Source organism: Bacillus sp. NTK034 (assembly GCF_017303275.1).
In the GTDB taxonomy this organism is placed as follows: domain Bacteria; phylum Bacillota; class Bacilli; order Bacillales; family Cytobacillaceae; genus Cytobacillus.
This window is the reverse complement of the sequence record NZ_JAFKOJ010000006.1, coordinates 244,825-258,829: the sequence shown is the minus strand read 5'-3', so window position 1 is coordinate 258,829 and position 14,005 is coordinate 244,825. Positions and strand designations below refer to the sequence as shown.

General features: G+C 42.6%; 17 protein-coding genes and 1 riboswitch. Of the genes, 5 read left to right on the top strand and 12 right to left on the bottom strand.

Going from position 1 to position 14,005, the window contains the following annotated elements:
- Positions 1-111: 111 nt before the first annotated feature.
- Both JI665_RS18165 and JI665_RS18160 read right to left on the bottom strand, forming a co-directional pair.
- On the bottom strand, positions 112-258 hold the full coding sequence (locus tag JI665_RS18165; protein WP_206842309.1) for an anti-repressor SinI family protein: 147 nt from the start codon (positions 256-258) through the stop codon (positions 112-114).
- 29 nt (positions 259-287) lie between these two features.
- Positions 288-376: riboswitch (cyclic di-GMP riboswitch) on the bottom strand.
- A 165-nt stretch (positions 377-541) separates the two neighbouring features.
- Positions 542-793: a hypothetical protein gene (locus tag JI665_RS18160; protein WP_206842306.1), complete on the bottom strand. Its 252-nt coding sequence runs from the start codon at positions 791-793 to the stop codon at positions 542-544.
- Positions 794-1,059: 266 nt separating this feature from the next.
- On the opposite strand from JI665_RS18160, the gene JI665_RS18155 reads away from it, so the two are divergent.
- Both JI665_RS18155 and JI665_RS18150 read left to right on the top strand, forming a co-directional pair.
- The gene (locus JI665_RS18155) at positions 1,060-1,401 is read left to right on the top strand and encodes a helix-turn-helix domain-containing protein (protein ID WP_206842655.1); all 342 of its coding nucleotides are present in this window, start codon (positions 1,060-1,062) and stop codon (positions 1,399-1,401) included.
- Complete coding sequence (locus JI665_RS18150) at positions 1,402-2,013, top strand: class D sortase (protein ID WP_206842304.1); 612 nt, start codon at positions 1,402-1,404, stop codon at positions 2,011-2,013.
- A gap of 216 nt (positions 2,014-2,229) precedes the next feature.
- Here the strand turns inward: JI665_RS18150 and JI665_RS18145 are convergent, their stop codons facing one another.
- The 3 genes from JI665_RS18145 to JI665_RS18135 all read right to left on the bottom strand — a co-directional run bounded on the left by JI665_RS18145 (position 2,230) and on the right by JI665_RS18135 (position 5,770).
- Entirely contained in the window at positions 2,230-3,141 is a 912-nt protein-coding gene (locus JI665_RS18145; RefSeq protein ID WP_206842300.1) for a pseudouridine-5'-phosphate glycosidase, read from the bottom strand.
- Positions 3,142-3,155: 14 nt separating this feature from the next.
- On the bottom strand, positions 3,156-4,253 hold the full coding sequence (locus tag JI665_RS18140; protein WP_206842287.1) for a carbohydrate kinase: 1,098 nt from the start codon (positions 4,251-4,253) through the stop codon (positions 3,156-3,158).
- 131 nt (positions 4,254-4,384) lie between these two features.
- Positions 4,385-5,770 carry an alanine/glycine:cation symporter family protein gene (locus JI665_RS18135; RefSeq protein WP_206842284.1) on the bottom strand — a complete coding sequence of 462 codons (1,386 nt, stop codon included), beginning with the start codon at positions 5,768-5,770 and terminating at the stop codon, positions 4,385-4,387.
- A 160-nt stretch (positions 5,771-5,930) separates the two neighbouring features.
- On the opposite strand from JI665_RS18135, the gene JI665_RS18130 reads away from it, so the two are divergent.
- Together JI665_RS18130 and JI665_RS18125 are read left to right on the top strand one after the other, a co-directional pair.
- Entirely contained in the window at positions 5,931-6,359 is a 429-nt protein-coding gene (locus JI665_RS18130; RefSeq protein ID WP_206842282.1) for a MarR family winged helix-turn-helix transcriptional regulator, read from the top strand.
- A gap of 54 nt (positions 6,360-6,413) precedes the next feature.
- Positions 6,414-7,610 carry an MFS transporter gene (locus JI665_RS18125; RefSeq protein ID WP_206842269.1) on the top strand — a complete coding sequence of 399 codons (1,197 nt, stop codon included), beginning with the start codon at positions 6,414-6,416 and terminating at the stop codon, positions 7,608-7,610.
- A 306-nt stretch (positions 7,611-7,916) separates the two neighbouring features.
- Here the strand turns inward: JI665_RS18125 and motB are convergent, their stop codons facing one another.
- The 6 genes from motB to JI665_RS18095 form a co-directional block, all read right to left on the bottom strand.
- The gene (gene motB, locus JI665_RS18120; RefSeq protein ID WP_206842266.1) at positions 7,917-8,714 is read right to left on the bottom strand and encodes a flagellar motor protein MotB; all 798 of its coding nucleotides are present in this window, start codon (positions 8,712-8,714) and stop codon (positions 7,917-7,919) included.
- On the bottom strand, positions 8,707-9,501 hold the full coding sequence (motA, locus tag JI665_RS18115; RefSeq protein WP_206842245.1) for a flagellar motor stator protein MotA: 795 nt from the start codon (positions 9,499-9,501) through the stop codon (positions 8,707-8,709). The genes motB and motA overlap by 8 nt, the downstream gene beginning before the upstream one ends.
- A gap of 136 nt (positions 9,502-9,637) precedes the next feature.
- The gene (locus JI665_RS18110; protein WP_206842243.1) at positions 9,638-10,033 is read right to left on the bottom strand and encodes a hypothetical protein; all 396 of its coding nucleotides are present in this window, start codon (positions 10,031-10,033) and stop codon (positions 9,638-9,640) included.
- A gap of 140 nt (positions 10,034-10,173) precedes the next feature.
- Positions 10,174-10,635 carry an STAS domain-containing protein gene (locus JI665_RS18105; protein ID WP_206842240.1) on the bottom strand — a complete coding sequence of 154 codons (462 nt, stop codon included), beginning with the start codon at positions 10,633-10,635 and terminating at the stop codon, positions 10,174-10,176.
- A gap of 30 nt (positions 10,636-10,665) precedes the next feature.
- Positions 10,666-11,040, bottom strand: a complete 375-nt coding sequence (locus tag JI665_RS18100; RefSeq protein ID WP_206842238.1) for a DnaJ family domain-containing protein — start codon at positions 11,038-11,040, stop codon at positions 10,666-10,668.
- Between the two features lie 124 nt (positions 11,041-11,164).
- Entirely contained in the window at positions 11,165-11,752 is a 588-nt protein-coding gene (locus JI665_RS18095; RefSeq protein WP_244671246.1) for a peroxiredoxin, read from the bottom strand.
- Between the two features lie 161 nt (positions 11,753-11,913).
- On the opposite strand from JI665_RS18095, the gene JI665_RS18085 reads away from it, so the two are divergent.
- Positions 11,914-12,102 (top strand): hypothetical protein, encoded by a 189-nt coding sequence (locus tag JI665_RS18085; protein WP_009334922.1) that lies wholly within the window; start codon positions 11,914-11,916, stop codon positions 12,100-12,102.
- A gap of 130 nt (positions 12,103-12,232) precedes the next feature.
- On the opposite strand, the gene hutH is transcribed toward JI665_RS18085, so the two are convergent.
- Positions 12,233-13,726, bottom strand: a complete 1,494-nt coding sequence (gene hutH, locus JI665_RS18080; RefSeq protein WP_206842653.1) for a histidine ammonia-lyase — start codon at positions 13,724-13,726, stop codon at positions 12,233-12,235.
- Between the last annotated feature and the right edge of the window lie 279 nt (positions 13,727-14,005).

Here is a 14,005-nt window from a genome sequence, read left to right as displayed (position 1 = left end):
TAATTTATTTAGAACATTTTGTTCATTATATAAAACAACTACGAAAATAAAAAGCATTTCTTAAAGGATCAATTTCTCCTTTTAAGAAATACTTAGACAATTAACATTTTATTAACTTCTCACCAATTGCTCTTTTGCCGAGTTCTCTAGAAAGAACCTTTTGAGTTCTTCTTTCTCAATGCCCAAGTTCTTTGCCTCAATAATAAGCTGGACCCAATCCTGATCTAATTGCTCAGTTTGTACCTTAGTGTTAATCACTCTTTTCCCCCCAAAATACGATGCGTATTCCAGGCAATCCAGCCATCCTAGTATTTCTCAATACCTTAGATCTGTGACTTTGCGTCCTCATTTTTCAATGAGTTTGCCCTTTTCTGTGTCTTTACTATTATTTTCCTATAGGTGTATTCTACTATGCCCATATTGATAATTATGTCTCTTCTTGTCAATATTAAAAATTATTTTAATATTAAATTAATTTATGTTTCGACATTTAGTTGCTGATTTTAACAAGAATTAATTATAAATCGGTTAAAAAATTAGTCTAATGAGTCGATCTAATTTTAGAATAATAAGAAAGACCAATCCTTTTTCTATAATTTCTATTAACCTGTTTTACGGAACTACGTGGAACAAAAGTCTTAGAGTTATAAGAAACAAAGATTCTTTCCCTTGTCATTGCATCAAAAAATGGATTATCAGTTAAATCTGAACCACAAACAGGACAAAGCCATTCTCCAATTTCACTGCTGCTAAAAGAAGTTTTTTTACAGTGTTCACACACCTTTTGATACATTACGTCCACCTTCCTTACTAATTAGTATATTTATTCCGGATTAAGCTTTGTAATGCCATTTATTTAGTTCCTTGATGAATAGTCTAGGACTAACTAACTGTTTTTGAAAAATTCCAAATTCAGCCGTTTTTTCGTTTTAAGGAACGATTTTCGTTCTTTTACTAAGAATATCTCGAGAATTCTCATTATTTTGTATTTTTTATTGAACATTTTGTTCGTTATAATGAAAACATCTTTACATTTTATGATAAGGGAGTATTATGCCTATGATAGGTGGCCGGATTAAATGCTTAAGAATCAAGAAGGGATACTCGATTAATGAGCTTTCTGAAAAAGCCGAGGTATCGAAATCGTATTTGAGCTACATTGAGAGAGGCATACAGGAGAACCCTTCATTGCAGGTTTTATCACGAATCGCCAGGACACTGGATGCAAATCTTGAGGATCTGCTGGAAGAAAACAAAGATGAAATTACCGATTTGTCTAAGCTGGATGAGGAATGGGTGTCCCTTGTCAAAGAAGCAATCCTACAGGGAATCACAAAAGAGGATTTTTCCTATTATCTGGAGTTTATTAAATTTAAGAAGATGAATGGGGGTAAAGTTTAGTTGAAGGTCAAAGGCCATTTGCTGATTGTAGCTGCCTCCTTCCTTATCTTAATCGGAGGCGGATTGGTTCTTTTCTCGCTGCAGGAAATGTACGCTCAAGAGAAGAAAACAAAGGATTCTTTAGCCCTCGCACAAGAAAGAGTTCAGAATGAAGTAAACAAAGAAAGCAAAAGTGTTCTCCAATCAGAACAACCTATTGATGTTTCCTTTGAGCAGGGTGAAGCCATTGGCATCTTAAAAATTCCCCGCTTGAAAGCTGAACTTCCCATTATAGAAGGAACAGATGAGGATGATCTGGAAAAAGGAGTTGGCCATTACTCCACAACTGTATTTCCAGGGCAGCCCGATCAGATTTTATTATCTGGGCATCGGGATACAGTATTTCGCAGCCTCGGCGAACTTGAAATCGGGGATATTTTTGAAGTCAGCATGCCATATGGTGAGTTTACATATGAAATTACCGATTCCAAGATTGTTGATGCAGACGATACCACTGTGATCCGATCCACCGCTCCTAACGAAATTCTCACTGTTTCCACCTGCTATCCCTTCTCTTATGTGGGAAATGCCCCTTCCCGGTATATCCTGAATGCCAAAAGAATACAAAATTAAGAGGCACATCCACCAGGAAAGTGCCCTTTTTACTGTATATAGACAAACACCCTTCCCCCATCCAAGAACCTGTACATATCATCTAATATATGGGTTTCCAGAAGGGACAGATCCTGATGATCAATTTCTTAAGATTACTATTCTATTTAGCCATCATCATCACAGCTATCATTCTATCAATATAAAAAGCCAGACTCTTAAGTCTGGCTTTTCCCCTTACTTATTCAAACTAACAGCAATCTTAGAACCCACTTCGGCATTATGCTTCACCAATGCAATGTTCGCCGTCAAGCTTCTTCCTTCTGTTAATTCCTTCACTTTTCCAAGAAGGAATGGTGTTACTTTTTTGCCGGCGATGTTGTTTTCTTTTGCTTCTTTAAGAGCAGTTTCAATAACATTTGTGATAAACACTTCTTCCAGTGCATCTTTTTCAGGGATTGGGTTGGCAATCACAACGCCGCCTTTTAGGCCCAGTTCCCACTTTGTGCGGATCATTTCGGCTGCTTCTTCTGCATTGTCGACCCGGTAGTTCACGCTGAACGGACTTGTGCGAGTGTAGAATGCAGGCAATTCATCTGTTTCAAAGCCAACGACCGGAACGCCGTGGGTTTCTAGGTATTCAAGTGTCAAACCGATATCCAGGATGGATTTCGCACCTGCACAGATAACGGCCACATTAGTTTGCGCAAGCTCCTGAAGGTCAGCCGAGATGTCCATTGTGATTTCAGCTTCGCGGTGAACTCCGCCTATTCCGCCTGTAACAAAGACTTCAATACCGGCAAGCTCTGCACAGATCATGGTGGCCGCTACAGTTGTTGCACCATTTTTCTTCTTAGCCACCAGATATGGCAGATCGCGGCGGCTTGCTTTCTCCACGTCCTTGCTTTGGGCCAGGAACTCCAGCTCCTCATCAGACAGACCAATTTTAATTTTCCCGTTTAAAATGGCAATGGTTGCTGGAACCGCACCGTTTTTGCGGATAATTTCTTCTACCTCTTTTGCTGTCTGAACGTTTTGGGGATACGGCATTCCATGTGAAATAATTGTGGATTCAAGGGCAACAACCGGTTTATTTGCTTTCTTTGCCTCTAACACTTCTTCTGAGTACTCAAGCCATTTTTCTAACATGATGTCACTTCTCCTTAGTCGAAATATTGTTTGAATGTTTCCTGCAAGCGTGTGTTGTTTAAATTCGGATTAACGGTTTCTAGGGACTGCAGAGCCAGCATGGAGCAGGACATCCCGATTTTGCACGCATCCTCTGTGCCCAAGCCCTTTAAATGGGCAAATATAATTCCCGATACAAGGGAGTCGCCTGCCCCAGTGACATCAGCAATTTTTACTTTCGGAGGAAGCTGCACACCTGCTTCCCCTGTGCTTGTAAAGTAGATCAGCCCTTTATCTCCCCGGCTGATGACGACTTTTCCAACGCCTTTTTTCATAATTTCCTGTGCTGCCTTGAAGAAGTCTCCTTCATTGCTGATCTCCATCCCTGTAAGTGCTTCTGCCTCATTCTTGTTGGCAATCAGCCAGGTAACACCCTTCAAATCTTCCGGCAGATTTTTTATTTTTGGTGCAGAAACAGGAGTGATGCAAAGCGGAATGTTCTCTTCGTAACACCTTGTAATAATCTGTTCTAAAACCTTGGGCGGGAAGTTTGTATCCAGAATCACCATTTCCGAAGATGCCAGGTAACCCCACTTTTTCTCAACAAATTCTCTGCTAACGCTTTCATAAATGGACATATCAGCTAGTGCTACAGCCATTTCTCCTTCATTATCAAGCACAGCTGTATAGGTACCGGTAGTGGTTCCTGCCAGCGACTGTGAAGGAGTGACATCCGCAAAAGCTTTCGTATATTCAAGAAGCCATTCGCCTTCCGGATCATCTCCCACTACTGTCATCAAACCCACATCACAGCCCAGCCTGCCAAGGTTTTCAGCAATGTTGCGGGCCACTCCGCCGCAGGATTGGGAGCTCTCTGCAGGGTTCGAAGTTCCGTATTGGAGCTGGCCAGTTGTCTGGATTTTTCTGTCCACATTGGCCCCTCCCACGCAAAGCACTTCTTTCTTTTGAGGCAGGACATAAGCTCTGCCAAGAATTTTCCCCTGCTTGGTCAGTGAAGAGATATAGCCGGCTACCGCAGACCTGGAGAGTCCCGTTTTTTCAGCCAGCTCGTTTTGGGCAATAAATGGATCTTCTTTAATCAGCTGCAAAATCAATATTTCTTTATCATTCATAATTGATCAGCCCTGCCTTATTAAACTTTTGTCTATATTATAGACTTATGTCCATTTGTAATACAAGTGTTATTTTTCAAAAAATTTGCCAAGTTAATAAAAAAGCCTCCCGCCTTACGGGAGACCACTTTTTACGCAGCATTATCGTCTTTTTTAATATCCTTTAAATAATACTTTTCCGAAGTGAAAAACTCGTTTTTCAGCTGTTTAACCTCTTTGCTTAGAAGCAGAACAGCCACGATGTTTGGTATCAAAATCATGGCAAGAGCCAGGTCAAGGAACTGCCAGATCGTTTTAGCTGCTCCCACTGAACCAAGAACAATGGCTGCAATGTAAACCACTTTAATGGCTTTTCCAGCAAAAGAGCCAAAAAGGAATTCTGCCATTTTGGCTCCATAAAAGACTACGACAATGATCGTTGAAATGACAAAGAATACCAGTGATACAGCTACAAGAATACCTCCAAATGACCCAAAGTATTCCGTAAATGCCGCTGCTGTCAGGGCTGAAGGATCTTTCATTGCCCCTTCCCTTGTCCACACCCCGGAGGATAGGACAACAAATGCAGTTGCAGTACAAACAATCAGCGTATCAACAACGATACCGACAATCGCCCAGAAGCCCTGTCGCACCGGGTGATCGGTTGTGGCTGCTGCATGGGCGATCGGTGCCGTCCCGAGTCCTGCCTCATTGGAATATAATCCTCGTGCAAATCCCCAGCGAATGATTTCGCCAATTGCCGCTCCGGCAAATCCGCCCATTGCAGACATTGGCTGAAACGCATAAGTGAAGATTAATTCCAACACTTCAGGAAGTTTGCCCAGATTCATAAATAAGACTACTAACGCCGCGCCTACATAGATGAGCGCCATAAACGGAACAAAGATTTCGGTGACTTTGCCGATTCTCTGAATCCCTCCAAAAACAACTAAAGAAACAAGTACTGCTACAGCAATTCCGGTATACAAGCCATCAATTTTAAATGTCTCGCCAACAGCAGCGGCTACTGCATTTCCCTGTACCATGATGCTTGGGATCAGTTCAATCATCAGTGCGAAGGCAAAGATCACTCCAAGCCACTTCATGTTCAGCCCTTTTGTCATGTAATACATAGGGCCGCCCACATATTCTCCATCTTCATTTTTCTCTCTGTACTTAATGGCCAAAACACTTTCCGAGAACTTGATGGCCATTCCAATGAGGGCAATGACCCACATCCAGAAGACAGCACCCGGACCTCCAAACATGATGGCTGCCGGTACACCTACAATGTTCGCGGCACCAATGGTTGAAGCCAGTGCAGATGTGAGTGCCTGCAATGGTGTAACGGTTCCTTTTCCCTTCGGCTTTTTAAAAACACTTCCGAATGTTTGCTTAAAAATATATACCGGATAACGGAACTGGAAGAAACCAAGCAAAAAGGTTAAATACAGCCCTGTTCCGGCTAATAATAGGATGATGGGATATCCCCACAGCCATCCTGAAATATCTCCTACGAATTCTAATAACGTATCCAAAAAAATTTCCCCCTTATTGTTATGCACAGTTGCCCTTATAACTCCATTCCCTTTTATTTGCCAGTTAAACACTTAGTTAGCATAAAGAATAAGTGAGGTAGACATTTTCATAGATTTCATGTATAGTTAGCTAGGTAACTATTTTAAGCAGGTGAATACAATGCACCCTAATCAAAGTGAATTTTTTCATTCCATTAACCAATTTACCCGCCATTTTTCCAAAGTACTTAATGAAAGTTTGGTGCCCCTTGGTTTATATGCAGCTCAATGGACAATTATTTACCGTCTGAAAGTTGGAGGCCCGAGCACTCAAAAAGAGATTTCTTCTTATCTGGGAGTTGAGGCTCCAACCATGACCAGGACATTGGCCCGTCTTGAGAAATCGGGCTGGATCACCAGAACGGCAGGAAAGGACAAACGTGAAAAATTGATTTCACTGACTGATGCAGCCATCCAGGAGTACGACAATTGGCTTGCAGCCGTGCGATCAAGTGAAAGCAATGTTTTGCAGAATATTACGGAAGAAGAAATCAGCACGATGATCAGACTTATGGCAAAAATGAGAGAAAATATGGTACCAGGCACCTAGACCAGTTCACCAAATTGGTATAGGTACCTGGTACTTCATTGTTAGGAGGACAACATGAAGAAACAGCCATTATGGACGAAGGATTTTTTGAGCATTTCTATTACAAGTTTTTTCTTATTTATGGGGTTTTATGTTTTGCTGACTACGCTTCCTCTTTATATTTTGGATGATTTAAAAGGGGACGAAACACAGGTGGGGCTGATTATTTCGGTCTTTCTGATTGCTGCAGTGATCAGCCGGCCTTTTACAGGGAAATGGATTGACGAGGTTGGACGCCGAAAGATCCTGCTTGCTTCCTTGATTGTGTTTGCTGTATCTTCCCTGCTTTACTTCTGGGCTGATTCTACCCCTGCTCTTTTAGCACTGAGATTTCTGCACGGAGTTGGATTCGGTATGGCTACCACTGCAACTGGGGCTATCGTTGCTGATATTGTGCCGAATGAACGCAGAGGCGAAGGGCTTGGCTATTATGCGATGTTCATGAATCTGGCCATGGTCATTGGACCGTTTGCCGGTTTGACGATTGTTCAATACGCAAGCTTCACATGGATTTTTGCTTTATGTACAGTCTTATCATTTATTGCTATAGTGCTGGGTGTTTTTGTAAAAATACCGCAAAAAACAGAGAGCTCTGTGAAGCATCCAAAATTTACACTTTCAAGCTTATTTGAAAAAAATGCAGTTCCTGTGGCGATTTCGGCAGGCATCCTTGCTTTCGCTTACTCTGGAATTCTTTCCTTTATTTCTGTTTATGCGAAAGAGCTTGATTTGCTTGAAGCTGCCAGCTTCTTTTTTGTGGTATATGCGGTATTCATTATAATGTCCCGCCCCTTTACTGGCCGCTGGTTTGATGCGTACGGAGAAAATAAAGTGATCTATCCGGCCACTATTCTTTTTGCCGCAGGGTTATTTTTGCTCAGCCAGGCAAACAGCACCTTTGTGTTTCTGCTGTCAGGTGCGATAATCGGATTAGGATATGGCACCATTGTTCCGAGTCTTCAAACGGTTGCAATTAAACAGGCCGATCCTGCTAAACGCGGGCTTGCTACCTCGACCTTTTTCACACTCTTTGATACCGGAATTGGATTAGGATCCTATGTGCTTGGAGTACTTGCTGTAAAAACAGGCTTCGCATCACTTTATTTTATGCTTGCGGGCGTAGCATTGTTTGGATTGCTTGTTTACTACCTGCTTCATGGAAAAAAGACAGAACCAAAAACCATTCATTCAGAAGCAGATCTTCCATTATAAGAGCCCGTATGCGGCTCTTTTCTTTTTGTCAATCTAAAATTATGTATATTTTCTGAATATTGATTGTCTTTTCTGTGAGCATTGGCATATAATGTAATTAATACCTTAGGGGAGGTTCGCTGATGACCATTGTTCATGTATTGAATTTTTCAATTCCAATTGCCTGTGTATTTCTGTTTGGTGTAATGGTCGACCGCATGTGCAAACCGGATGGCACGGAACATGAAGCAAATGAATAATGTTTTTTTATTCAAAGCGGCTGGATCACAGCGCTTTTTTAATTTTCAAGCAAAAAGAAACCAGCCCCTATGGCTGATTCCCCGTTCTTGGCAATATTAAAATCTCTACCCGTCTGTTCTTCGCTCTGCCTTCCCTGGTATCATTTCCGGCAACCGGCTGGAATTCTCCAAAGCCTTTGGCACTGAACCATTTAGGGTCCAGCTGGCCATTTTTCAGGATGATTTTCATAAAGTTGACAGCGCGCATCACACTGAGCTCCCAGTTGGACTCAAAGTTTGAGTTGCGGATCGGGACATTGTCTGTATGGCCGCTGATGATAATGTTCCTTGGCGGGTCCATGATGAGAAGCTCTGCAATTTCACCTGCCATATTTAAATCCTGTTCACGGACTTCTGCACTCCCTGAGCCGAACAGGACATTATCCCTGATTGACACAAGCAGTCCTTCGGTGGTTAAAGAGGTTTCCAGTTTATCTGCCAGGTTTTGATTTTCGATAAAGGCATTGACTCTTTGCTGCAGCTCTGCCAATTCTTCCTGATCGGCAGCCTGCTTCAGCTTTTCTTTTTCCAATTCATCCAGAGCTGCCATCTCCTCGAGATCCTTGCTTGGCTTTTCGGACACTGCATCAGTGGATTGCATTTGCCCTTCTGGCATTGGGCTTGGGAATTCAAATACCCCGGTCCCGCCTGAAAAGACATCGTTGAATGCCTTTGACAGCTTTTGAAATTTCTGGGCATCTACAGAACTCATTGCGAAAAGGACAATGAACAGGGCCAGAAGCAGAGTTAATAAATCAGCATATGGCAATAGCCAGGATTCATCTACATGCTCCTCATGGTGCTGCTTCTTTTTCCGCCTACTCATCCTTCGCCACGCTGCTTTCTTCAAGGAATTTCCGGCGTTCTCCTGCAGGAAGGTAGGAAGCAAGCTTTTGTTCTATTACCCGGGGAGCCTCCCCTTCTAAAATAGAAAGAATTCCTTCAATCATCATGCTTTTAATTTTTGCTTCCTGCTTGGATTTTCTCTTTAGCTTATTGGCAAAAGGATGCCAGAACACATAACCCGTGAAAATCCCCAGTAATGTTGCTACGAATGCCGCACTGATAGCATGTCCCAGGCTGGTGGTGTCCTCCATATTTCCCAGTGCTGCGATCAACCCAATAACTGCGCCCAATACTCCAAGAGATGGGGCATAGGTACCTGCCTGGCTGAAAATTTGCGCTCCGGCCTGATGTCTTTCTTCCATCGCTTCGATTTCTTCGCTTAATACATCACGTATATAATCGGCACTTTGCCCATCAACAGCCAGAGATAAGCCGTTTTTTAAAAAAGGGTTTTCGATTTCGTTCGTTTTGACTTCAAGTGCAAGCAATCCTTCTTTTCTTGCCAGCTGAGCCCAATCCGAAAACATCTTAATCATCTCAGCAGGGTTCATCAGCTTTTCTTCTTTAAATAAAATGCCAAAAAGCTTTGGCACCCGTTTGATTTCATTCGTTGGAAATGCAATTGCCACTGCTGCTGCAGTTCCCAGGATAATGATCAAAATAGCGGCCGGATTAATCAGAACAGAAGGGGAAACCCCTTTAAAAACCATCCCTATTCCAACTGCTATGATCCCTAATATAACTCCTATTATCGTTGTCTTATCCATACAAGCCACACCTTCTATGTAGTCTGAAAATCTCTAATACCTTCTATTATTAATTTCGGTTGATTTTTACAGTTCTTTAGGAAAATTTTCATATATAAAAGGCAGAGGTGCTTCCCCTGCCTTTTTTTCATCGATATTAGATCCAGCGGCATCCGCAGAAACCTCTTCTTCTGCGGTCATCGTCATCCCGGCGGCATCTGCAGCCTCTGCCAGATCCGGCTAAGTCTCTGTTGTACCATAAGTCACCTGCACCGCGTACATTGTCACGGCGGTGTTTTCTGCGGTCATCTTCTGCTCCGCCAACATTATTCCGGCAACCCCAGCCGCATCCCCAGCCACATCCGCATCCTCTTCTGCGTCTATCTTCAATTCCAGCTACATCGTCATCCCGGCGGTGCTTCCTGCGACGGTCTTCCGCCCCTCTTACATCATCATCCCGGCGATCATCATCTTCTTTTACAATAACTCTATCGGCTCTGATCTCCACTTCATCTGCATTAACCTCAAATCTTCTTCTCCAATCTCTCGACATATGTCTACCTCCCTTCTCATGGATACTATAGATTATGTGTCGCAGAAGGTTTTCGCATGGACAAATCCCCAATCGGAAAGAAAATGTGCCTGTTTAAAGAAAAAAACCCCTGTCCTTTTCAGGAGAGGAGTTTGCAAATTTTATACTTTTTGAAAGACGAGGCTGTTTATTTTCATTAAATGCTTTAAGGCCGCCTGGAAAGTAGCATGTGTTTCAGCATTTAATTGAATGCCGGATAAGACAATTTCCTTTATCAGCTGCGGGGTCATTCCCACAAAGTAAGGCTTTACTCCCATGAGGTTAATGGAATCAGTCAGGTTGCGGATTTGCTGTCCAAGTTCGGAAAGGCACATCTTCTCTATGCGGTCGACCGTAATATCTGTAAAATCTATGATGGCAAATTCAGTGTCATGTTCTTTAATATGATTCAGGATTTTAGCTGTAATTTTTTCGAATCTTTCTGCCATGAGCAGGCCTGTAATTGGCACCAGGATCGTCTGGGGAATAATCGAAGGAATAATCGGTGCAGTCATATCCGCAATGGCTGCCTCATATTCTTCCACTCTTTTTTCAAGGACCGCTATATATTCATCTTTGTTCATGTATTCTCCTCAATTCCGATCATCTAACCATTAGAATAATTTATTGTTAATTTTTTCTCCGTAGTTCTTGAAAAGGGATGAGTTGGTGTTTTGTCTTCGTTTCGCCATCATGCTGTTAAATCGGAGCATCTTTTCGTTCAGTTTCTTCTGCAATGCCTTTTTTTCTTCCTGATCCTCACATTGTTTAATAAGATCTTCGATCGTCAGCATTTCTTTCTTCATTTGGTTTTCTTCATCAGTGAATCCGGCATTCTTCATGATGCGGTATGCCATGCGCAAATTCTCAGGGACGGAAGACAGGTCATCGAACGGAAGCGGTTTTCCATAGCCTGGCAAATGATCAAATTCGCCATCCTTATACGCTTTCTTTATCCGATCTTCAGACAATATAGAAAAGAAGTCCAATCTCAAGTTCCCCCTTCACTTCATTTGTTACTTATTATTATATATTTTCGTCGCTGCTTATTAAAGTAATTATGTATATGGAGGATCTGCAGAAAAATCAAGAGAAAGCTTGCGCCTCCTCCCTTCAGATTTTGCCTATTAAGTTCGGATCCATGTTAATCCCGGTCTGGCCAGGCTGCCAATTAGCCGGCACACCTTTCCCTGTCTGCTGTGCATATTGAATTCCCTGCATGATTCTGACATGTTCATGCAGATTTCTGCCGACTTCCCCGGGGTAAATGAGCTTCGCCGCAATAATGCCATTGGGGTCGATAAAAACAGATGCCCTGACCGCCGCTCCAGACTTTTCATCCAAAACCCTATAAGCTCTGCTTATTTGATGGGTTCGATCGCTTACCATTGGATAATTTACATTTTTTAATGAGGGAGATGTTTCCTTAAATACTTTATGGGCATATACACTGTCCGTACTGATGGACATTACTTCACAGTTTAAGGCTTTTAAATATGGATTCACAGCGGCGACCGCCGCCAATTCTGTCGGTCAGACAAATGTAAAATCACTCGGGTAAAAAAACAGCAGCACCCATTTTCCAATAAAATTCTCCAAATTGACCTTTTTTATTTGATGATCAATGACAGCATCTGCAATAAATACCGGCGCCCGGTCACCCCGGCCCGCACAGAATACGGAAGCATTCGGATCTTTCATGGCTATCCCCCTCCCTTCCTCTTTCGTCTCTGCTATATATACTTATGCGCATAAAGGCAAAGTTGAACGGAAAATATTGAATGAGAGAGCCATACATAGTCCTGATGCCCAAGGGAAAAATAGTGAAAGAATGCTACTTCAAGAATGAAAGGAGCCTGATTATGTCACGCGGAGTCCATTTTAATCATAAAAGAAAACATCACCCCGGGGAATTTCCTGAACACACAATGGTCGAGCGCCACACTACAGAAGCCCAGGAAGATGAAGAATTTATTGTGACACAGGAAGCGTTTAAAAACCGCTTTGAAGAAGATGAAGCAAAGCAACTTGAGGAAAGAGCCAAAGATTAAGTAAAGCGGAAGCGCCTTGCTCACCCCGGACACCTCGGCGGCAGGCTGCTTGCGCAAGACAGTTCTCGATGTTCAAAATTATTTACTTTATTAATTTAGAGGGGTCTGAGAACATTCAGACCCCTGCTGCTTATATTGCGTCTATTTCAACTTCTTTCAGCCAGGACGCGCATGCTTCAATATCTTTTGAAAATACGCGGTCTTTTGTAATGGAAGGCACCACTTTCCTTGCTTCTTCATAAAAACGTTTTGTTTTATCAGCCATTTTATCAGAACCGCGGTATTCCGCTGCCTGCAGGGCGCAAATCAGTTCAATTGCAAGCACTTTATTGACATTCTGGATAATCTGATAAGCATGTCTTGATCCGATGGTTCCCATGCTCACATGATCTTCCTGATTACCGGATGAAGGGATCGAATCCACACTTGCCGGATGGGCAAGTGTCTTATTTTCTGAAACAAGTGATGCTGCAACATATTGGAGAATCATCGCACCTGACTGGAGTCCAGGCTCCGGGCTTAAAAATGGCGGCAAATCGCTCAGCTGAGGGTTAACAAGTCTCTCAATCCGGCGCTCTGAAATATTGGCCAATTCCGCGACCGCAATTTTCATGAAGTCCATTGCAAGTGCGATTGGCTGCCCATGAAAGTTTCCGCCGGATATGACGCTTTCCCCATTTTCAAAAATAAGCGGGTTATCCGTAGCTGCATTCATTTCAATTTCAAGCTTTTCTTTTACATAATCAAGAGCCTGCCAGGATGCCCCATGCACCTGCGGGATGCAGCGGATGGAATAGGCGTCCTGCACCCGGATTTCTCCCTGTCTTGTGATCAGGCTGCTGCCTGACAGATATTCCCTTACTCTTCTTGCTGTATCCACCTGCTGCTGATAGCCTCTTGCCTGATGTATATTTTCATCAAACGCATCAATAATGCCGTTTAAGCCCTCCATTGTAACTGCAGCGATCAATTCACTTTGATAAGCGATTTTTTCCGCTTCCAGATAACCAATGACTCCCATTGCCGTCATCGCTTGAGTGCCGTTAATCAGGGCAAGCCCTTCCTTCGCCTGTAAAGTTAATGGCTTTATTCCCTCCTGAACAAGCACTTCCAGCGCAGGCTTTCTTTCACCCTTGAAAAACACTTCACCTTCTCCCATTAGTACTAATGCCAAATGGGAAAGAGGCGCCAAATCGCCGCTCGCTCCAAGAGAACCCTGCTGCGGGATGACGGGATGGATTTGTTTATTCACAAGCGCTAAAAGAGTTTCTATCACGACAGGCCGGACTCCTGAGAACCCTTTCAATAAAGCATTGGCTCTTAATAGGAGCATAGCTCTCGAGACAGGCTCAGGGAATGGTTCCCCTACACCGCATGCATGAGAGCGGATTAAATTCAGCTGAAGATCCTCTACATCTCCCTGATCAATTCGTACATCGCTGAATTTGCCAAATCCGGTGTTAATGCCGTAAATGACTTTTTCTTCACTTACAATTCTCTTAACGGCTTCACGGCTGTTTTTTACACGCTGCATGCTTTCTTCTGATGCTGCAGCCATTACTCCTTCAAAAAGCACTCTTTTGACTTCAGACAAAGTAAGGGTATTTCCATTTAAAGTAACCACGTTGCTCTCCTCCCCGCGAGTTAAAGTCATCATCGATTCTGTCAATTTTTCCATTTCAAATCCTCCCCGGTACGTTAGCGAGATAAAGAAAAGGCTGTATCTCAAACACAGGTTTGAAATACAGCCTTTTTAAAAAGATTATTTGCAGTATCCGTTTTTAGATGCCTCATCTTTATCACAGCCTATTTTTAATATATTTTCTGAATATAATTAATTCTATGTGCCATATGAGAAGATGTCAATTAATTTTTACCATTTTTTAACAAGTTAGATTGTTAG